Genomic DNA, 17,576 nt, shown 5'->3' on the forward strand with positions numbered 1-17,576 from the left:
TTAAACATTGTACTGGTGACGCTGGCAGCCCTCCCCCGGCTTACGCTATACTAGCGTCTGGATCGCAGGTCCACTCGCCGTGGATCGGCGTTTAACCTGATGTATTACATGGATTTTCAACCTTCCCTTCTTGAGGATCTGGCCGATGGCTGGATAAGATATGTTAAACAGTATTCTACTGATACTTTGTCTGATTGCCGTAAGTGCGTTCTTCTCGCTGTCGGAGATTTCGCTTGCGGCCTCCCGTAAAATCAAACTTAAGCTGCTGGCCGACGATGGCAATATCAATGCTCAGCGCATCCTGAAAATGCAGGAGAGCCCCGGCACCTTCTTCACCGTCGTGCAGATTGGCCTTAACGCCGTCGCCATTCTCGGTGGTATCGTCGGCGACGCGGCCTTTTCTCCGGCCTTTTACAGTGTGCTGGTCAACGTGGTGTCGCCCGAGCTGGCGGATCGACTCAGCTTTATTATCTCCTTCACGCTTGTCACCGGATTGTTCATTCTCTTTGCCGACCTGACCCCGAAACGCATCGGTATGATTGCGCCCGAAGCCGTGGCTTTGCGCATCATCAACCCGATGCGCTTCTGCCTGTTCGTCTTCCGTCCGCTGGTGTGGTTCTTTAACGGGCTGGCTAACGTTATTTTCCGCATCTTTAAGCTGCCGATGGAGCGTAAGGATGACCTCACCTCCGATGATATCTACGCGGTGTTTGAGGCCGGGGCACTGGCGGGCGTGCTGCGAAAGCAGGAACACGAGCTGATTGAGAACGTGTTTGAGCTGGAGTCACGTACCGTGCCGTCATCCATGACCTCGCGCGAAAACGTCATCTGGTTCGATCTGCATGAAGATGAGCAGAGCCTGAAGAGCAAGGTGGCGGAGCATCCGCACTCCAAGTTCCTGGTCTGTAATCAGGATATCGATCACATCGTCGGCTACGTCGATTCAAAAGATCTGCTTAACCGCGTGCTGGCCAACCAGAGCCTGGCGCTGAACAGCGGCGTGCAGATCCGCAACACGCTGATCGTGCCGGATACCCTGACCCTCTCCGAGGCGCTGGAGAGCTTTAAGGCGGCGGGGGAAGACTTCGCGGTGATTATGAACGAGTATGCGCTGGTGGTAGGCATCATCACTCTGAACGACGTAATGACTACCCTGATGGGTGATTTGGTCGGTCAGGGACAGGAGGACCAGATCGTTGCTCGTGATGAGAACTCCTGGCTTATCGATGGCGGTACGCCTATCGATGACGTGATGCGCGTGCTGGATATTGACGAGTTCCCGCAGTCCGGCAACTATGAAACCATCGGCGGCTTTATGATGTTTATGCTACGAAAAATCCCGAAACGCACCGATTCGGTGAAATACTCGGGCTATAAATTTGAGGTGGTGGATATCGATAACTACCGCATTGACCAGCTGCTGGTGACCCGCCTCGACAGCAAGCCCACCACGCTGACGCCGAAACTGCCGGACGCTGAAAACCAAAGCGCGGCGTAAGGTCCCTTCCTCAGAAACATCAACGGCCCCTTTAGGGGCCGTCTTATTATGTTACTGAACTACTGCATAGCACGATGCTTACGCCATGTCGGTTTGCAGTCGCATAACCTGGCTATTGACTTCAGACATTACAGAATAGTGCTGCTTGTCTTTCACTTTTGGGACCAGGATCTTACCCTTGTCGAACTCAAAAGCGCCTACGTCCTTGATATACAACCGTCCACGGAACAGGATCTTCACGTACTTCGCTACCTGCAGCGGATTGTAACGTTGGAAAATTTTCATTCTTCTATCTCTCCTGCTGAATCTTACGCTCAAGCGACGCCACAATTGGCTCGACTTTAATGAACGCAAATTTTGTTGCCCAGTGACTATAGACCACAAAATCATTGATACCCAGTATGCATAAGTTTATTTACCGTTTGATTACAATTAATCAGAATTTTCTACCCTGGGCACTGAGCACTACAGTATAAGGCATGGTTTTTGCGCAAATGTGTGCGTCCGCCCGCAAACTGGCACCCCATTTGCGAGAAAAGAAGATTAATTGCACTTATCATTAAAGGCAGAGACCAAGTGGTCGGATCACCTGCACTGAATAAGGGAAACATGATGACGTTACGCAACACTCTGGCTGTAACCTGCCTGCTGCTGCCGCTGGTGGCCTCGGCTCACCGTTTTGAAGAGAATCAGCGCGTGCCCCCGGTTGGCGTGGCCGATCGGGGAGAGCTGGTCTTCGATAACAATAAGTTTAGCTATAAAAAATGGAATAGCGCACAGCTGACTGGAAAAGTTCGCGTAGTGATGCACATTGCTGGCCGCACCTCGGCGAAAGAGAAAAATGCGGCGCTGATCGAAGCGATTAAATCGGCAAATCTGCCGCACGACAGGTATCAGACCACCACAATTATCAATACTGATGATGCTATCCCCGGCTCGGCGATGTTTGTGCGCAGCAGCATTGAGAGCAACAAGCAGCTCTATCCCTGGTCGCAGTTTATCGTCGACAGTGATGGCGTCACGCGTAAGGCCTGGCAACTGGAGGAGGAGAGCTCTGCCGTCGTGGTGTTGGATAGAGAGGGTCGGGTCCATTACGCCAAAGATGGCGCGCTGACCCAGCAGGAGTCGCAGCAGGTGATTGCCCTGCTGCGTAAGCTGCTGAAGAGCTAAAGACTAAAAGATAGAGACGCGGAAACCGGGGTTGAGGAAGGATTCACGCGGCGTGTAGTCCAGCGTTTTTCCCTGCCAGTCATGGACGTGCGCCCCGGCAGCCACCGCCACCGCGTGGCCTGCGGCGGTATCCCAGACGCTGGTTGGCCCAAAGCGCGGATAGAGCTGCGCCTCGCCTTCTGCCACCAGGCAGAACTTGAGCGACGAGCCGATCGCCGTGGTCTGGTGTTCTCCCATCTGCTCCAGATACTCTTTCAGTTCGGTATCATTCGCGGCATGCGAGCGGCTGATCACCACGCGTGGCGGGCGGGCCTCACGCACCTGGATCGGATTACGGATGTTGTTCTCCTCTTTCCACGCCTTACCTTCCGCCGCGCTGTACATCACTTTTAGTACCGGCGCATAGACCACGCCCAGCACCGGCTTCCCCTCTTCAATCAGCGCGATGTTAACGGTAAACTCACCGTTGCGCTTGATGAACTCTTTGGTGCCGTCCAGCGGATCCACCAGCCAATAACGCTGCCAGTGCTGGCGAACATCCCAGGCCGGAGGGTCCTCTTCTGAGAGCACCGGAATATCCGGAGTAAGTGCTTGCAAACCTTTGACAATCACCTTGTGAGCGGCAATATCCGCCGCAGTCACCGGCGAATCGTCGGTTTTACGGTTCACATCTATCGGGCTGTGCCCGTCGTAAACCTGCATGATAGCTTCACCCGCTTCCCGCGCGAGCTGACAAATTGCGTCTAACATTCTCCACCTCTCTATGTCAGTGGTTTTAACTCGTTGTTTTACTTATACCCTATCACGACCAGAACTGCCATCTGTGACCACGCCTGCGGTTTTATTGCTCACTTTTATGGCAAGATTCACAAATCTGTAAGCAACCAGATGTAAATACATTTTCTTTTGTGGATTAGATCTAAAAGGACGCTCTGATGATTAAGTTTAGTGCAACGTTCCTGGCCATGCTGACGGCGGTCGGAGCCCAGGCCGCCACCGTGGATCTTCGCCTGCTGGAAACCACCGATCTGCATAGCAACATGATGGACTTTGATTACTACAAGGATACGCCAACGGAGAAGTTCGGCCTGGTGCGCACCGCTACGCTGATTAATGCCGCCCGTCAGGAAGTTGCCAACAGCGTGCTGGTGGATAACGGCGACGTGATTCAGGGCAGCCCGCTGGGGGACTATATGGCGGCAAAAGGGTTAAGCGCGAACGAGGTGCATCCCGTTTATCAAGCGATGAACAGCCTCGATTATGCGGTAGGTAACCTCGGCAACCATGAGTTTAACTACGGGCTGGATTATCTGCATCGTGCGCTGGCGGGTGCGAAATTCCCCTATGTGAACGCCAATATTATTGACGTAAAAACCCAGCAGCCGCTGTTTACCCCCTACCTGATTAAAGATACCACGGTTAAAGATAAAGAGGGTAAACCCCAGACCCTACGTATTGGCTATATCGGCTTTGTACCGCCGCAGATCATGACCTGGGATAAAGCGAACCTCAGCGGCAAGGTGACGGTGAACGATATTACCGAAACCGCACGCAAGTATGTTCCAGAGATGCGCAGCAAAGGGGCGGACGTAGTGGTAGTGATCGCTCACTCCGGGCTGTCAGCAGAGCCCTATAAGGCGCTGGCAGAGAACTCGGTCTACTATCTCAGCGAAGTACCCGGCGTCGACGCGATCCTCTTCGGTCACGCCCACGCGGTATTCCCTGGCAAAGATTTCGCCGCGATTAAAGGCGCAGATATCGCCAACGGCACCCTTAACGGCATACCGGCGGTGATGCCGGGCATGTGGGGCGATCATCTTGGCGTGGTCGATTTGGTATTGAATAACGATAGTGGCACGTGGAAGGTCACGCACTCGCGCGCCGAGGCCCGCCCTATTTACGACGCGGCGGCGAAGAAATCGCTGGCAGCAGAGGACAGTAAGCTGGTATCAGTCCTTAAAGCATCCCATGACGCCACCCGCGAGTTTGTTAGCAAACCTATCGGTCAGTCTGCCGATAACATGTATAGCTATCTCTCTCTGGTACAGGACGATCCCACCGTGCAGGTGGTCAATATGGCGCAGAAGGCCTACGTTGAGCACTATATTCAGGGCGATCCGGATCTGGCCTCGCTGCCGGTGCTCTCCGCTGCCGCGCCCTTTAAAGCAGGCGGGCGCAAGAACGATCCGGCCAGCTTTGTTGAGGTCGATAAGGGCCAGCTGACCTTCCGTAACGCCGCCGATCTCTATCTTTACCCAAATACGCTGGTGGTGGTGAAGGCAAGCGGCAAAGAGGTGAAGGAGTGGCTGGAGTGCTCCGCCGGGCAGTTTAACCAGATCGATCCTCACAGCAGCAAGCCGCAGTCGCTGATTAACTGGGACACCTTCCGCACCTATAATTTCGACGTGATTGACGGTGTTGATTACCAGGTCGACGTGACCCAGCCCGCACGCTATGACGGTGAGTGCCAGAGCCTGAATCCGCAGGCGGAGCGCATCAAAAAGCTGACCTTCAACGGCAAACCCATCGATCCCAACGCCACCTTCCTGGTAGCGACCAATAACTATCGCGCCTACGGCGGCAAATTTGCCGGGACCGGCGACAGCCACATTGCTTTTGCTTCCCCGGATGAGAACCGTGCCGTGCTGGCAGCCTGGATCAGCGCTGAGTCAGCCCGCACGAAGGCGATTCACCCGGCGGCGGACAACAACTGGCGACTTGCACCGATCCACAGCGATATGGCGCTGGATATTCGCTTTGAGACCTCCCCCTCCGCTAAGGCAGCGGCGTTTATCAAAGAGAAGGCGCAGTACCCGATGACCCAGGTTGGCAGCGACGACATTGGATTCGCCATTTACAAAGTCGATTTAAGCGGAAAATAACCCGTAGGCCGGGCCAGGCGAATGCCGCCGCCCGGCGATAACGCTTCCCTACGCCGCCCGCTCGTCACGCCTCGCCAGCACCGCCGGCAGGTTCAGCTCTATCCAGTCGGCGAGCGCGGCCACCTTCTCGCTGACCTCTTCACCCAGCGGCGTCAGGCTGTACTCAACGTGTGGCGGCACCACTGGATATGCCACCCGGTTGATAAAGCCGTCCTGCTCTAGCCATTGCAGAGTTTGCGCCAGCATCTTTTCGCTGACGCCGCCCATCTTGCGGCGTAGATCGCTAAAGCGATGCGTACCGTCGCGCAGGGCCACCATTACCAGCACGCCCCAGCGGCTGGTCAGGTGTTTAAGCACATCCCGGGAGGGACACTGCTCGGCGAACAGGTTTCCTTCGCGCAGCCGTTCACTCAGCGTCTGAGGCGTGTTTGCCATTTTCATACTTACCTTTTTGTACGTACTTACTAAAAGTTAGTTAGAGTGCTAGTGTGCCATAACTCACTACCGACCAGAAGGAAAATCACATGATCGCAATTACCGGCGCAACCGGCCACCTGGGCCAATTGACCCTTACCGAACTGCTGAAAACCGTTCCCGCCAGCCAGCTGGTGGCCATTGTGCGTAACCCGGCAAAAGCCGAAGCCCTGGCTCAGCAGGGCGTGACCGTGCGTCAAGCCGAGTATGGCGACCAGGCAGCACTCACCGCCGCCCTTGAAGGCGTTGATAAGCTGCTGCTGATCTCCTCCAGCGAAGTGGGCCAGCGTGCGATTCAGCACCGCAACGTCATCGATGCAGCGAAGGCGGCAGGCATAAAATTTATTGCCTACACCAGCCTGCTGCATGCCGATCGCTCTCCGCTGGGCCTGCACGTTGAGCACGTGGATACCGAGCAGTATCTGGCGACCTCCGGCATCCCTTACGCCCTGCTGCGTAACGGCTGGTATAGCGAAAACTATCTGGCCAGCGCCCCGGCGGCGTTAGAGCACGGCGTATTTATTGGCTCCGCTGGCGAGGGCAAAATCGCCTCCGCCACCCGGAGTGACTATGCAGCGGCGGCGGCTAAGGTGATGAGCAGCGAAGGCCACGCGGGCAAGGTGTACGAGCTGGCGGGTGACGAGGCCTGGACCCTCAGCGAACTGGCGGCAGCGCTCAGCAAGCAGAGCGGCAAACCGGTGGTCTATCAGAACCTAAGCGAAGCAGATTTTGCTGCCGCGCTGAAAGGCGCGGGCCTGCCGGAGGCGTTTGCTAACCTGCTGGCGGACTCCGACGCGGGTGCGGCAAAAGGCGGCCTGTTTGACGACAGCCGCACGCTAAGCACGCTGATTGGCCGCCCGACCACGCCGATTCATGACAGCATCCGCGAAATCGTCTGACCTGATAGAACCGTTAATTTTTGTGGCATCCCACCGGGTCATTGCTGATAATGAAGCGATGACCCGCGTGGAGAGAGCCAGTGCAAGGCGTACCGGAACAGTTTAGCGATGAAAAAGATAGCGCCCGCTTTCGCCATCTGGCGCAGTTCCCGGGCGTGGAGCTTTATCACGCCCATATCTCCCGCTATGTTTTTGAGCCGCATACGCATGAAGCTTTCGGCATCGGTACGATAGAGAGCGGCGCGGAGCGCTTTCGCTATCGTGGCGCGCAGCATGTTGCCTCGGCCCGCTCGGTAGTTACCATGAATCCCGAGGAGCTGCACACGGGCGAGGCAGCCACCACTGACGGCTGGCGCTATCGTATGATCTATATCGAGCCAGATAGGCTTGAGCAGATCACCGGGATCCGCCACTGGTGGTTCGCTGAGGCTACCCGCTACGATCCGCTCCGCTCCCGGCAGATTTTTACGCTTATCCACCACCTCTGGCAAAGCGAAGATCTTCTTGCTCAGCAAGGTCTGCTGCTGGATCTCATCGATGCCTTTAGGCCGTTGGCGCACCACGCGCCGGTGTCGGTAGAAGGAGCGCACCGCTTTGAGCGCGTACGCGACTACCTGCACGACAACTATATGCATTCCCTGACCCTCGACGAGCTGGCGCAGGTGGTCTCCCTGAGCCCCTATCACTTCCAGCGCCAGTTCAAAGCCCATTTTCACGTCACGCCGCACCAGATGCTGATGGCAATCCGCCTCTGGCGGGCTAAAATTTTCCTCACCCAAGGGATGCCCGCCGCTGACGTTGCTGCTACCACTGGGCTGACCGATCAGTCACACCTCACCCGCGCTTTTACCCGCCGCTACGGCATCACGCCGGTGCGCTACCAGAAACAGGTTATCCGGCGCTAATGCGCAATCTCATACAATACGCCCGCCTGCTGCCTCTCTACACTGCCTGCTGGTTCAAATGAGGTAGATAGAGAAATGATTAGCGGCGTACTGTATGCCCTGCTTGCAGGTTTAATGTGGGGGCTGATTTTTGTTGGTCCATTGATTGTGCCGGAGTACCCGGCGCTGTTGCTGTCGATGGGGCGCTACCTGGCGCTGGGGCTTATTGCCCTGCCGCTGGCGTGGCTGGGCCGTAAACGCCTCAAAAAGCTGGCCCGCCGGGACTGGCTGGCTGCGCTTGAGCTGACCATGATGGGCAATCTGATCTATTACGCCTGTCTGGCAAGCGCCATTCAGCGTACCGGCGCACCTGTCTCAACCATGATTATCGGCACGCTGCCCGTGGTGATCCCGGTCTTCGCCAACCTGCTCTATAGCCATCGCGATGGCAAGCTGGCCTGGTCGAAGATGGTTCCCGCCTTGGTGTGTATCGCTATCGGCCTGGCGTGCGTGAACATCGCCGAACTGCGTCACGGTATGGCGAATGTGGACGGATGGCGCTACGTCTCCGGTATTCTGCTGGCCGTCATCGCCGTGGTGTGCTGGGCCTGGTATGCCCTGCGTAATGCCTGCTGGCTGCGGGAGAATCCGGACAAAAACCCGATGATGTGGGCCACTGCGCAGGCGCTGGTTACCCTGCCCGTCTCGCTGGTTGGCTACATCGCGGTATGCGGCTGGTTAAGGCTGGATCAGCCTGAATTTATGCTACCGTTTGGCCCTCGGCCTTGGGTTTTTGTCGCATTAATCGTGGCGATCGCCGTGCTCTGTTCGTGGGTGGGTGCACTGTGCTGGAACGTTGCCAGCCAGAAGCTGCCGACGGTCATTTTAGGGCCGCTAATCGTCTTTGAAACTCTGGCAGGCCTGCTCTACACTTTCCTGCTGCGCCAGAGCCTGCCGCCCATGCTGACCGCATCCGGTATTCTGCTGCTGGTGGTGGGGGTGACGCTGGCCGTGAGGGGAAAACCGGTTCACTAGGCCGGGCAAACGTGGTGCCGCCCGGCATATTAGTAGAACGTTAGCGACTACCTTCACGAGCAATTTTAAACACTGCTACCGCCTCGCTCAGGCGGGCGGACTGCTCTTCCAGCGCGGCGGCGGCGGCGGCAGACTCCTGCACCAGCGAGGCGTTCTGCTGGGTCACGCGGTCCATCTCTGCTACTGCCTGGCCAACCTGATCGATACCACGGCTCTGCTCATCAGAGGCAGAGGCAATTTCACCCATGATGTCGGTCACGCGGGTGACGGCGCTAACAATCTCTGCCATGGTCTCCCCGGCCTGATTCACCAGCGCAGAGCCTGCGTCGACCCGATCGCCAGAATCATCAATCAGGCCTTTAATCTCCTTCGCCGCCTGGGCGCTGCGCTGGGCAAGGGTACGCACCTCCCCGGCAACAACAGCAAAGCCTCGACCCTGCTCGCCGGCACGCGCCGCTTCTACCGCCGCGTTCAGTGCCAGAATGTTGGTCTGGAAGGCGATACCGTCAATTACGTTGGTGATCTGGGCAATCTTGTGGGAGCTGGTGGCGATCTCATCCATTGTCCGCACCACGCTCTCTACGACGCTGCCGCCTTTCTTCGCGGTAGAGGAGGCATCCAGTGCCAGACGGGAGGCCTGACGGGCGTTGTCGGCATTCTGCTTTACGGTCGCCGTCAGCTGCTCCATGCTGGCCGCCGTCTCTTCCAGAGAGGCCGCCTGCTGTTCGGTACGGGAGGAGAGATCGTTGCTGCCGGTGGAGATCTCGCTCGCCCCGGTATAGATCACGTCAGCCCCGCCACGCACCACGCCAACCGTGTTCGCCAGCGCCGTCTGCATCTCCTTCACGTTATGCGCCAGCAGCGCCATTTCGTTTTTGCCTTCGGCGGCAATCGGTCGAGTCAGATCGCCTGCGGCGATAGCGCGGATGTGACCAAGCACTTCATCCAGCGGCTGGAGCAGCACACGGCGCATCGCAATCCAGCTGGTAATAATTACGGCGATCACCACCAGCATGATCGTAGAGAGGATCCACAGAATACGTTTGTAGTCGCTCTCGTTATCTTTAACGCCTTTACTGGCCAAATCCGCCTGCGCCTGACGCCATTCACGGTAGACCGTCTGCATTGCTTTCTGCTTCTGCTCGGCGTTCTGTTTGAACATTCCGGCCAGATCGCCCTCTGCCAGCAGGGTGTTCATCTTGGCCAGGGTTGTAGAGTAGTTGCGATACTGTTCTTCCAGACGGTCAGCCATGTGCTCATCCATCCCCGGCGTTTCCGGCAGCGCATAGTATTTGTCGTAATGATCCTTCGCCTCGGCCAGCAGGTTTTTCGCTATGGTGACCAGCTCGCTGCGCTGCCCGCCGTTAATCTGGCTTGCCTCACTGCTTTGCAGACGCAGCATGCCCCGGTTGAGGGTCACACGCGCCTGGTTGAGGCTAATCCATGCGTCGGTAAACTCGGCGACGTTCTGGCTGGAGAGCTGGGAAACATTGAAATTATCTTTATCGTTATTGAGCGCGGTAATGAACACGCTGGCTGAGATCAGCTGCATGAGGCCTAGCGCCAGCAGCACTGAAATCAACAGGGTAATGACTTTCATACGTTTAAACATGTATTGCCTTTTAGGATGCAGGATATTGTCTGGCCTGTATCTATCGGCAGGCGTGGCCGCTTCTTGAACAAAATTGTGAAGTACATCTCATTTTTATCCCTGCCGCTAAAGGGTTATAGCGCCCCCTTAAAGATGTATTTAGAATGCATCTTATTATTTATACATTGAGGTAACTGCTATGGCCTTTCGCGATCAATCTTTAGGTGAGCTGGCGCTCTCTATCCCCCGGGCCTCGGCCCTGTTCCGTCAGTACGATATGGACTACTGCTGCGGCGGCAAGCAGACGCTGGCCCGCGCAGCCCAGCGCAAAGAGCTGAACGTTGAGGAAATCGAGGCCGCGCTGGCGAAGCTGGCCGAGCAGCCGGTAGAGAAAGAGTGGCGCGTGGTCCCGCTGGCCGAGATTATCGATCATATCATCGTCCGCTATCACGACAGGCATCGCGAGCAGCTGCCAGAGCTGATCCTTCAGGCCACCAAGGTTGAGCGCGTTCATGCTGATAAGCCCAACGTACCGCGTGGGCTGACCAAATACCTGACCATGCTGCATGAGGAGCTGACCAACCACATGATGAAAGAGGAGCGGATCCTCTTCCCGATGATCAAACAGGGTCAGGGCAGCCATGCGGCGGGGCCGGTAAGCGTGATGGAAAGCGAGCACGATGAGGCAGGCGAGCTGCTGGAGGTGATCAAACACACTACCCATAACGTGACGCCGCCGCCAGAGGCGTGCACAACGTGGAAGGCGATGTATAACGGGATTAACGAGCTGATTGACGATCTGATGGAGCACATCAGCCTGGAGAATAACGTGCTCTTCCCGCGTGCGTTAAACGGGGAGTAAAAAAAAGCCCGGCAGCGCTACGCTTGCCGGGCCTACAAACTGTCTTACTTGCGGAAACTCTCTACGCGCTTTTTGCCAACCAGCAGCCAGAACGCACCCAGCACCACAAACCACAGCGGCGTAACCATCAGCGCCTGACGGGTATCCTGTTCCAGAGTCAGTAGCACCAGCACAAAGGCGAAGAACGCCATGCACACCCAGCACATGACCTTGCCCAACGGCATCTTGTAGATGGACTTCGCGTGCAGCTCCGGACGGCGCTTACGGTAGACCAGGTACGAGCAGAGAATAATGGTCCAGACGAACATGAACAGGATCGCAGATACCGTGGTGATCATGGTGAAGGCTTCAATCACGCTCGGGTTAACGTAGAGGATCACCACGCCGCCCAGCAGGCAGATGCAGGAGAAGGTTAGCCCGGTTGCCGGTACAGAACGCTTCGACAGCTTGCCGAAGCTCTTCGGTGCCACGCCATCCTGGGCCAGGCCAAACAGCATCCGGCTGGTGGAGAAGACGCCGCTGTTCGCCGAAGAGGCCGCCGAGGTCAGCACCACAAAGTTGATGATGCTCGCCGCCGCAGGCAGACCCACCAGCACAAACAGCTCCACGAACGGACTTTTGTTCGGTACTACAGAGCTCCACGGCGTCACGGACATGATCACAATCAGCGCAAAGACGTAGAACATAATGATGCGGATAGGGATAGAGTTAATCGCGCGCGGCAGCGATTTCTCTGGATCTTTGGTTTCCGCTGCCGTGGTGCCTACCAGCTCGATACCGACAAAGGCAAAGACCGCAATCTGGAAGCCAGCAAAGAAGCCGCTCAGCCCTTTCGGGAACCAGCCGCCGTCATCCCACAGATGAGTAAAGGAGGCTTCAACGCCGGTTGGCGACTGGAAGTTCATCATTACCATCACCACGCCAACGATAATCAGCGACACGATGGCGACGATTTTAATCATCGCAAACCAGAACTCCATCTCGCCGAACAGCTTCACCGTCGCCAGGTTAAGGCTCAGCAGCAGCACGATCACCGCCAGCGAAGCCACCCAGTCCGACAGGCCGGGGAACCAGAACTGGGCGTAGGCGGTGATCGCCACCACGTCCGCCATACCGGTGACTACCCAGCAGAACCAGTAGGTCCAGCCGGTAAAGTAGCCCGCCCACGGGCCGAGCAGATCGGCGGCAAAGTCGCTGAACGATTTGTACTCAAGGTTCGACAGCAGCAGCTCGCCCATGGCGCGCATCACGAAAAAGAGCATAAAGCCGATGATCATATAAACAAATATGATCGACGGGCCGGCAAGACTGATTGTTTTACCCGATCCCATAAACAGCCCGGTACCGATGGCACCCCCAATGGCAATAAGCTGAATATGACGGTTAGTAAGATGACGCTGGAGCGATTGCTCGGTCGGTGCCTGTTCATCGGCGGCGACCTTGATCTGATCTACCATGTGTTTATTTCCTGTACCTGTCTGTGTTGTTGAGGCTCTTCTGGCCTTTCATTGCTGACGCGCGGGGCGCCTGAATGTGGACTCATCGATATTAGGTAAGAATCGGAGGGATGAATACTGCGATTTAAAAGCAATGTTACACTTATGTTAAAAATGAGTGTGATATCACACCCCTACTTTGATTTGGCTCACAAAAATACACGCAAAAAAAGCATTTGCAAGATTAAGTATCGACATTTGTGCAAAGGGTGGAGGATATGCGGGTGTGTCGCTTCCTCCCCCCATTTGGGGAGAGGAGTCGTTTTGCGGCGTTACAGGATTTCCAGCAGCTCGACTTCAAACACCAGGGTGCTGAACGGCGGGATGGACGCGCCCGCACCACGCTCGCCGTAGGCCAGGTTTTGTGGAATGGTCAGCTCCCACTTAGAGCCTACCGGCATCAGGGTCAGCGCTTCGATCCAGCCTGGGATCACGCCGTTAACCGGGAACTCTGCCGGCTCGCCACGGGCAACGGAGCTGTCAAAGACGGAACCGTCCGTCAGCTTACCGGTGTAGTGCACGCGCACGCGGTCGGTACGCGCCGGGATAGCGCCTTCGCCCTGCTTGATCACACGGAACTGCAGGCCAGACTCGGTGCTGTTCACGCCTTCACGCTCGCGGTTTTCGTCCAGATACTTCACGCCCTCTTCAGCCATCGCGGCAAAGCGCTCGCGACGCACTGCATCGGCACGCTCGTGAATTTCACGCAGCGCACGATGAACAACATCCACCGGCACAGCAGGCTGTTTACCTGCCAGCGCGTCGGCAATACCGGCAACCAGCGCTTCCGGCAGCAGGCCCTGGAGGCCAGACTCGCTCAGCTGCTGGCCTACCTGCAGGCCGATACCGTAACTTGCCTGTGCTTCGATAGTGTCAAACGTCGGGGTTGTCATGGGTTTTCCTTTCATCGTATTAAAAGTAGCGGGCAGCATAGCAGCCACGCCGCATCGGGTAAAACTTTGTCGCAGGGAGGGTGACAAATCGCAGCGAAAAAGAAACAATAGAGAGGGGTAAGATTATTCCCGATCCCAGGTCACGAAAGAGCGCTTTACTACGCGAGTCAGGCAGTTAGCAATCTATACTCAGTGATACAGGAAAATAACGACGCGGAGCAGGAGGAAAGCCATGCCCGGGCGATTTGCACTGAAACCGACTCTGGCGAAAATCTGGTACGCGCCGGATAACTTTCGCATTATGGATCCGCTGCCCCCTGCGCACCGTCGCGGCATCATTATTGCGGCTCTGCTTGTTGTCATCGGCCTTTTGCTGCCTTCTGGGGACAACGGCGATGATGCACCCGTCAGGCGTGACGCGCAGCTGGATATCGCCCCTTCTCAGCCGTCTGCTAACGCCCAGCCGCAGCTCGCGCCCACGGTGAGCGATCCGCAGCTGGTTGCACCGGTGGCTCCGGAGCCGATCCAGGAGCAGGAGCAGCCGGAGGAGACGCAGCAGCCGACGACGACACAGAATAATGTCGTGCAGCCCTTCCAGGAGTCAGGAGGAATCGATCAACAGTGGCGGACCTATCGCATCGCGTCTGGTCAAACCCTGGCCCAGCTGTTCCGCGATCATAACCTGCCGGCAACGGATGTTTACGCAATGGCGCAAGTCGAGGGCAACGGCAAGCCGCTCAGCACGCTGCAAACCGGTCAGGTGGTGAAGATCCGCCAGAACGCCAGCGGGGTGGTTACCGGCCTGACGATTGAAACCGGCGATGGCGACGTGCTGTTTACCCGCCAGGCCAACGGCAGCTTTATCCGCGCGCGATAATGCATCTTTCGCTCCCCGGTGGCGCTAACGCTTACCGGGGCTGCCTCTCTTGTAGGCCGGATAAGCGAAGCGCCATCTGGCGTTTTCCCGTTTCATGCTTTGGGTTTATTAACCCACCAGATACCCGAGCAGACCAGCACCAGCGCAATGGCGTATTTCATCTCCAGGATATTCTCCCCAAGGAAGATGGCCGACAGCACCGTGCCCGCCACCGGGATGACAAAGTTAAACGGCGCAATCATGCTGACGCGGTTGTACTTCAGCAGCACGCTCCACAGCGCGAAGGCAATGGACGAGAGCAGCGTCAGATAGCCAAGGAGCGCCGCCGCCTTCACGTCAGGCACTACCAGCGTGCCGCCGGTAAGATAGCCTCCCAGTACCAATACCCCACCGCCAAACGCCAGCTGCCAGCCGGTCATCACCGTTGGATCGACGGTTTGTGAGATGCGTTTGCCATACAGCATCGAGGCCGACAGTATAAACGCCGCCAGTACCACAAAGCCGTCCCCCATCGCGCTAAAGCTGAAATCCAGCAGCGAATGATTAACGTTCACCAGCATCACCCCAGCAAAGCCCAGCACGCAGCCGATGCTCTTGTTGTAGCTGAGCCTGTCGTTTTTATAGATAAGGTGGGCCAGCAGCACGCTGAAGAAGGTACCCGTGGCATTCATGATCGAGCCTTTCACGCCGGTGGTAAACGCGAGGCCGATATAGAAGAAGATGTATTGAATCGAGGTTTGCGTCAGGCCGAGAAAAGCGATCTGACCATACTGACGCTGACTGAGCCGGGCGATGGGTTTGCGCTGCGCCATTGCAAACAGCAGCAGCAGAAGACCGGCAAACAGAAAGCGATAGCCAGCAAAGACAATCTTCGAGGGGATATCGTCGGTGGCGATAGCAAAAAGCGCATAGCCGCTCTTAATGGCAGGATAGGAGCTCCCCCAGAGCAGGCAGCAGAGCGTAGCCCCGGCGTAAGCGACGTTTTTACGGGCAAAAACCGGTATCGAAGAGACAGTTTCCATTTCCTCACCAAAATTAAAATCGTGTTTTGATTTATTATCATGGAAGGGGTGAGGAATTGATACCCAGCACCGTTGGGAGTGTCGGTGGGGTCGCAAAAAGCAAAACGCCTGCACGAGGCAGGCGTTTCGGGTGTTATCTCAAACGAGAGTCGCAGATTACTCAGCAACCACGTTGATGATAACTTTAGCAAACACTTCGCTGTGAACCTGGAAGTCCACTTCATGCTCACCGGTGGTACGCAGAACGCCGTTCGGCAGACGAACTTCGCTCTTAGCCACGTCAACGCCAGCTGCAGTTACAGCGTCAGCGATGTCGCGAGTACCGATGGAACCGAACAGTTTACCTTCGTCGCCTGCTTTAGACGCGATGGTAACGGTGCCCAGTGCGTTGATTTTCTCAGCGCGAGCTTCAGCAGCGGTCAGAACGTCAGCCAGTTTAGCTTCCAGTTCAGCACGGCGTGCTTCGAAGAATTCAACGTTTTTCTTAGTAGCAGGAACAGCTTTGCCCTGCGGTACCAGGAAGTTACGAGCGTAGCCCGCTTTAACGTTAACCTGGTCGCCCAGGCTACCGAGGTTTGCTACTTTATCAAGCAGAATAACTTGCATTACCTTATCCTCTCAAAGTCGTATTAATGGACCGTGCCCGATTACTGATGACGATCAGTGTACGGCAGCAGGGACAGGTAGCGAGCGCGTTTGATAGCGCGAGCCAGCTGACGCTGGTATTTTGCACGGGTACCGGTGATACGGCTTGGGACAATCTTACCGCTTTCGGTGATGTAGTTTTTCAGCGTTGCGATATCTTTATAGTCGATCTCTTGAACGCCTTCCGCGGTGAAACGGCAGAACTTGCGACGACGGAAATAACGTGCCATTTGGCTAGTCTCCAGAATCTATCAATTCAATCTGCTCGGCATGCAGAACCAGTTTGCTCAGGCCATTCTTTGCCTTGTGGCAGCTAATGAACCCCTGCACGGTAACTGCGCTACCGACCGTTATACTGTGAGTAATGGCTTGGTTCTCTTGCCCGCTGATTATTACAGGCATTTGACACCACGCCTGCCGGTGAAAACCGGCTTCCTCCTGCACAGAGCGGTGCTCAAGCACGAACTGGCAGTGAGGTATTCCTGATGGGCTGACCTTGCGAAGGGGCATCCTGCACACGGTGCCGGACAACACCAGACGGTTGGTCATCAGAAATTACTCTTCAGAATCCCCAGCATCTTCAGCATCTGCGGTTTCGTTAGCGAAATCATCGCGACGCTCACGGCGCTCGTCTTTCGCTTTAACCATCGGAGATGCTTCAGTAACAGCGTTTTTGGTACGCATAACCATGCTGCGGATAACGGCATCGTTGAAGCGGAAGTTAGTTTCCAGCTCATCGATCGCTTCCTGCGGCGCTTCAACGTTCAGCAGAACGTAGTGTGCTTTGTGCAGTTTGTTGATCGGATAAGCCAGCTGACGGCGGCCCCAGTCTTCCAGACGGTGGATCGTGCCTTCTGCTGCAGTGATAGCACCAGTGTAACGCTCGATCATGCCCGGAACCTGTTCGCTCTGGTCAGGATGGACCATAAAAACGATTTCGTAATGACGCATCGAATTGCTCCTTACGGATTATTCAGCCTCCTGTCAGGGTCAGCCGCGGCCCATGGAAGCAAGGAACGTGTTTGAAAGGCGGCTGAAAAATTGACGCGTAATCATACTTGCGAAGCCTGACGAACTCAAGGTGATTGCACAAATAATTCGCACAAAGCGTGAAGCGCCCTTTTTCGGCGGGGCTAAGCTTGGTCAATCAGCATTGCGGTAAATTTTTGTACAACTGCAGCAGAAACGATCGCGGTGAGTTTGCCCGCCAGGACGTACACTTTATATAAGCCCGAACGCGAGTGAGGTACGGCTCCTCTACGATCGCGCATCAGTGAGCCGTTGATGAGTGAGTTGGGGTGCAACATGATGAAAAAAATCACTATTCCACTTCTTACCGTGTGCCTGC

20 protein-coding genes are annotated in these 17,576 nt (G+C 56.1%); 8 read left to right on the plus strand and 12 right to left on the minus strand.

What is annotated here, in order from left to right; genetic code table 11:
- The first annotated feature begins 160 nt into the window (after nucleotides 1-160).
- Nucleotides 161-1,498, plus strand: a complete 1,338-nt coding sequence (gene paeA / locus FN633_RS17870) for a polyamine export protein PaeA (protein WP_154058709.1) — start codon at nucleotides 161-163, stop codon at nucleotides 1,496-1,498.
- A 78-nt stretch (nucleotides 1,499-1,576) separates the two neighbouring features.
- Here the strand turns inward: paeA and FN633_RS17875 are convergent, their stop codons facing one another.
- Complete coding sequence (locus FN633_RS17875) at nucleotides 1,577-1,783, minus strand: DUF1107 domain-containing protein (RefSeq protein ID WP_154058710.1); 207 nt, start codon at nucleotides 1,781-1,783, stop codon at nucleotides 1,577-1,579.
- 327 nt (nucleotides 1,784-2,110) lie between these two features.
- Here FN633_RS17875 and FN633_RS17880 point away from each other — a divergent pair, with 327 nt between their 5' ends.
- On the plus strand, nucleotides 2,111-2,668 hold the full coding sequence (locus tag FN633_RS17880) for a YtfJ family protein (protein ID WP_154058991.1): 558 nt from the start codon (nucleotides 2,111-2,113) through the stop codon (nucleotides 2,666-2,668).
- A 3-nt stretch (nucleotides 2,669-2,671) separates the two neighbouring features.
- On the opposite strand, the gene cysQ is transcribed toward FN633_RS17880, so the two are convergent.
- The gene (gene cysQ, locus FN633_RS17885) at nucleotides 2,672-3,418 is read right to left on the minus strand and encodes a 3'(2'),5'-bisphosphate nucleotidase CysQ (RefSeq protein ID WP_154058711.1); all 747 of its coding nucleotides are present in this window, start codon (nucleotides 3,416-3,418) and stop codon (nucleotides 2,672-2,674) included.
- A 185-nt stretch (nucleotides 3,419-3,603) separates the two neighbouring features.
- Here cysQ and FN633_RS17890 point away from each other — a divergent pair, with 185 nt between their 5' ends.
- Entirely contained in the window at nucleotides 3,604-5,550 is a 1,947-nt protein-coding gene (locus FN633_RS17890) for a bifunctional 2',3'-cyclic-nucleotide 2'-phosphodiesterase/3'-nucleotidase (protein ID WP_154058712.1), read from the plus strand.
- Between the two features lie 48 nt (nucleotides 5,551-5,598).
- On the opposite strand, the gene FN633_RS17895 is transcribed toward FN633_RS17890, so the two are convergent.
- Nucleotides 5,599-5,985, minus strand: coding sequence for a winged helix-turn-helix transcriptional regulator (locus FN633_RS17895; RefSeq protein ID WP_072015177.1), 387 nt, complete (start codon nucleotides 5,983-5,985; stop codon nucleotides 5,599-5,601).
- An 89-nt stretch (nucleotides 5,986-6,074) separates the two neighbouring features.
- Between FN633_RS17895 and FN633_RS17900 the strand changes: the two genes are divergently transcribed.
- The 3 genes from FN633_RS17900 to FN633_RS17910 all read left to right on the plus strand — a co-directional run bounded on the left by FN633_RS17900 (nucleotide 6,075) and on the right by FN633_RS17910 (nucleotide 8,842).
- Complete coding sequence (locus tag FN633_RS17900; RefSeq protein ID WP_154058713.1) at nucleotides 6,075-6,923, plus strand: SDR family oxidoreductase; 849 nt, start codon at nucleotides 6,075-6,077, stop codon at nucleotides 6,921-6,923.
- A gap of 80 nt (nucleotides 6,924-7,003) precedes the next feature.
- Nucleotides 7,004-7,828 (plus strand): AraC family transcriptional regulator, encoded by an 825-nt coding sequence (locus FN633_RS17905; RefSeq protein ID WP_154058714.1) that lies wholly within the window; start codon nucleotides 7,004-7,006, stop codon nucleotides 7,826-7,828.
- A gap of 75 nt (nucleotides 7,829-7,903) precedes the next feature.
- Complete coding sequence (locus FN633_RS17910; RefSeq protein WP_154058715.1) at nucleotides 7,904-8,842, plus strand: DMT family transporter; 939 nt, start codon at nucleotides 7,904-7,906, stop codon at nucleotides 8,840-8,842.
- Nucleotides 8,843-8,882: 40 nt separating this feature from the next.
- Here the strand turns inward: FN633_RS17910 and FN633_RS17915 are convergent, their stop codons facing one another.
- Complete coding sequence (locus FN633_RS17915) at nucleotides 8,883-10,454, minus strand: methyl-accepting chemotaxis protein (RefSeq protein ID WP_154058716.1); 1,572 nt, start codon at nucleotides 10,452-10,454, stop codon at nucleotides 8,883-8,885.
- Between the two features lie 178 nt (nucleotides 10,455-10,632).
- On the opposite strand from FN633_RS17915, the gene ytfE reads away from it, so the two are divergent.
- Nucleotides 10,633-11,295 (plus strand): iron-sulfur cluster repair protein YtfE, encoded by a 663-nt coding sequence (gene ytfE, locus FN633_RS17920; protein WP_154058717.1) that lies wholly within the window; start codon nucleotides 10,633-10,635, stop codon nucleotides 11,293-11,295.
- Between the two features lie 44 nt (nucleotides 11,296-11,339).
- Here ytfE and cycA read toward each other — a convergent pair whose 3' ends face one another.
- Nucleotides 11,340-12,752 (minus strand): D-serine/D-alanine/glycine transporter, encoded by a 1,413-nt coding sequence (cycA, locus tag FN633_RS17925; protein ID WP_154058718.1) that lies wholly within the window; start codon nucleotides 12,750-12,752, stop codon nucleotides 11,340-11,342.
- A 311-nt stretch (nucleotides 12,753-13,063) separates the two neighbouring features.
- Entirely contained in the window at nucleotides 13,064-13,684 is a 621-nt protein-coding gene (gene bamJ / locus FN633_RS17930; protein ID WP_042388474.1) for a BamJ family beta-barrel-assembly machinery protein, read from the minus strand.
- 232 nt (nucleotides 13,685-13,916) lie between these two features.
- Here bamJ and FN633_RS17935 point away from each other — a divergent pair, with 232 nt between their 5' ends.
- Nucleotides 13,917-14,561 carry a LysM-like peptidoglycan-binding domain-containing protein gene (locus FN633_RS17935; RefSeq protein WP_154058719.1) on the plus strand — a complete coding sequence of 215 codons (645 nt, stop codon included), beginning with the start codon at nucleotides 13,917-13,919 and terminating at the stop codon, nucleotides 14,559-14,561.
- A gap of 92 nt (nucleotides 14,562-14,653) precedes the next feature.
- Here the strand turns inward: FN633_RS17935 and FN633_RS17940 are convergent, their stop codons facing one another.
- From FN633_RS17940 to FN633_RS18425, 6 genes are all read right to left on the minus strand, one after another.
- Nucleotides 14,654-15,583: a DMT family transporter gene (locus FN633_RS17940; RefSeq protein ID WP_154058720.1), complete on the minus strand. Its 930-nt coding sequence runs from the start codon at nucleotides 15,581-15,583 to the stop codon at nucleotides 14,654-14,656.
- A 156-nt stretch (nucleotides 15,584-15,739) separates the two neighbouring features.
- Nucleotides 15,740-16,189, minus strand: coding sequence for a 50S ribosomal protein L9 (gene rplI, locus FN633_RS17945; RefSeq protein ID WP_042388480.1), 450 nt, complete (start codon nucleotides 16,187-16,189; stop codon nucleotides 15,740-15,742).
- A gap of 41 nt (nucleotides 16,190-16,230) precedes the next feature.
- The gene (gene rpsR, locus FN633_RS17950; protein WP_000135199.1) at nucleotides 16,231-16,458 is read right to left on the minus strand and encodes a 30S ribosomal protein S18; all 228 of its coding nucleotides are present in this window, start codon (nucleotides 16,456-16,458) and stop codon (nucleotides 16,231-16,233) included.
- Nucleotides 16,459-16,462: 4 nt separating this feature from the next.
- The gene (gene priB / locus FN633_RS17955) at nucleotides 16,463-16,777 is read right to left on the minus strand and encodes a primosomal replication protein N (protein ID WP_042388482.1); all 315 of its coding nucleotides are present in this window, start codon (nucleotides 16,775-16,777) and stop codon (nucleotides 16,463-16,465) included.
- A gap of 6 nt (nucleotides 16,778-16,783) precedes the next feature.
- Nucleotides 16,784-17,179: a 30S ribosomal protein S6 gene (gene rpsF, locus FN633_RS17960; RefSeq protein ID WP_042388484.1), complete on the minus strand. Its 396-nt coding sequence runs from the start codon at nucleotides 17,177-17,179 to the stop codon at nucleotides 16,784-16,786.
- A gap of 182 nt (nucleotides 17,180-17,361) precedes the next feature.
- Nucleotides 17,362-17,576 (minus strand): hypothetical protein (locus tag FN633_RS18425; RefSeq protein ID WP_208674147.1); only part of this gene is annotated, 215 nt, incomplete at its 5' end.

The sequence above is a fragment of the Pseudescherichia vulneris genome, from assembly GCF_902164725.1.
Taxonomy (GTDB): domain Bacteria; phylum Pseudomonadota; class Gammaproteobacteria; order Enterobacterales; family Enterobacteriaceae; genus Pseudescherichia; species Pseudescherichia vulneris.

Excerpts from the sequence above, each read along its gene's own strand:
- paeA (WP_154058709.1), top strand. The coding sequence starts at position 161 with ATGTTAAACAGTATTCTACTGATACTTTGTCTGATTGCCGTAAGTGCG.
- FN633_RS17875 (WP_154058710.1), bottom strand. The coding sequence starts at position 1,783 with ATGAAAATTTTCCAACGTTACAATCCGCTGCAGGTAGCGAAGTACGTG.
- FN633_RS17880 (WP_154058991.1), top strand. The coding sequence starts at position 2,111 with ATGACGTTACGCAACACTCTGGCTGTAACCTGCCTGCTGCTGCCGCTG.
- cysQ (WP_154058711.1), bottom strand. The coding sequence starts at position 3,418 with ATGTTAGACGCAATTTGTCAGCTCGCGCGGGAAGCGGGTGAAGCTATC.
- FN633_RS17890 (WP_154058712.1), top strand. The coding sequence starts at position 3,604 with ATGATTAAGTTTAGTGCAACGTTCCTGGCCATGCTGACGGCGGTCGGA.
- FN633_RS17895 (WP_072015177.1), bottom strand. The coding sequence starts at position 5,985 with ATGGCAAACACGCCTCAGACGCTGAGTGAACGGCTGCGCGAAGGAAAC.
- FN633_RS17900 (WP_154058713.1), top strand. The coding sequence starts at position 6,075 with ATGATCGCAATTACCGGCGCAACCGGCCACCTGGGCCAATTGACCCTT.
- FN633_RS17910 (WP_154058715.1), top strand. The coding sequence starts at position 7,904 with ATGATTAGCGGCGTACTGTATGCCCTGCTTGCAGGTTTAATGTGGGGG.
- FN633_RS17915 (WP_154058716.1), bottom strand. The coding sequence starts at position 10,454 with ATGTTTAAACGTATGAAAGTCATTACCCTGTTGATTTCAGTGCTGCTG.
- ytfE (WP_154058717.1), top strand. The coding sequence starts at position 10,633 with ATGGCCTTTCGCGATCAATCTTTAGGTGAGCTGGCGCTCTCTATCCCC.
- cycA (WP_154058718.1), bottom strand. The coding sequence starts at position 12,752 with ATGGTAGATCAGATCAAGGTCGCCGCCGATGAACAGGCACCGACCGAG.
- bamJ (WP_042388474.1), bottom strand. The coding sequence starts at position 13,684 with ATGACAACCCCGACGTTTGACACTATCGAAGCACAGGCAAGTTACGGT.
- FN633_RS17935 (WP_154058719.1), top strand. The coding sequence starts at position 13,917 with ATGCCCGGGCGATTTGCACTGAAACCGACTCTGGCGAAAATCTGGTAC.
- FN633_RS17940 (WP_154058720.1), bottom strand. The coding sequence starts at position 15,583 with ATGGAAACTGTCTCTTCGATACCGGTTTTTGCCCGTAAAAACGTCGCT.
- rplI (WP_042388480.1), bottom strand. The coding sequence starts at position 16,189 with ATGCAAGTTATTCTGCTTGATAAAGTAGCAAACCTCGGTAGCCTGGGC.
- rpsR (WP_000135199.1), bottom strand. The coding sequence starts at position 16,458 with ATGGCACGTTATTTCCGTCGTCGCAAGTTCTGCCGTTTCACCGCGGAA.
- priB (WP_042388482.1), bottom strand. The coding sequence starts at position 16,777 with ATGACCAACCGTCTGGTGTTGTCCGGCACCGTGTGCAGGATGCCCCTT.
- rpsF (WP_042388484.1), bottom strand. The coding sequence starts at position 17,179 with ATGCGTCATTACGAAATCGTTTTTATGGTCCATCCTGACCAGAGCGAA.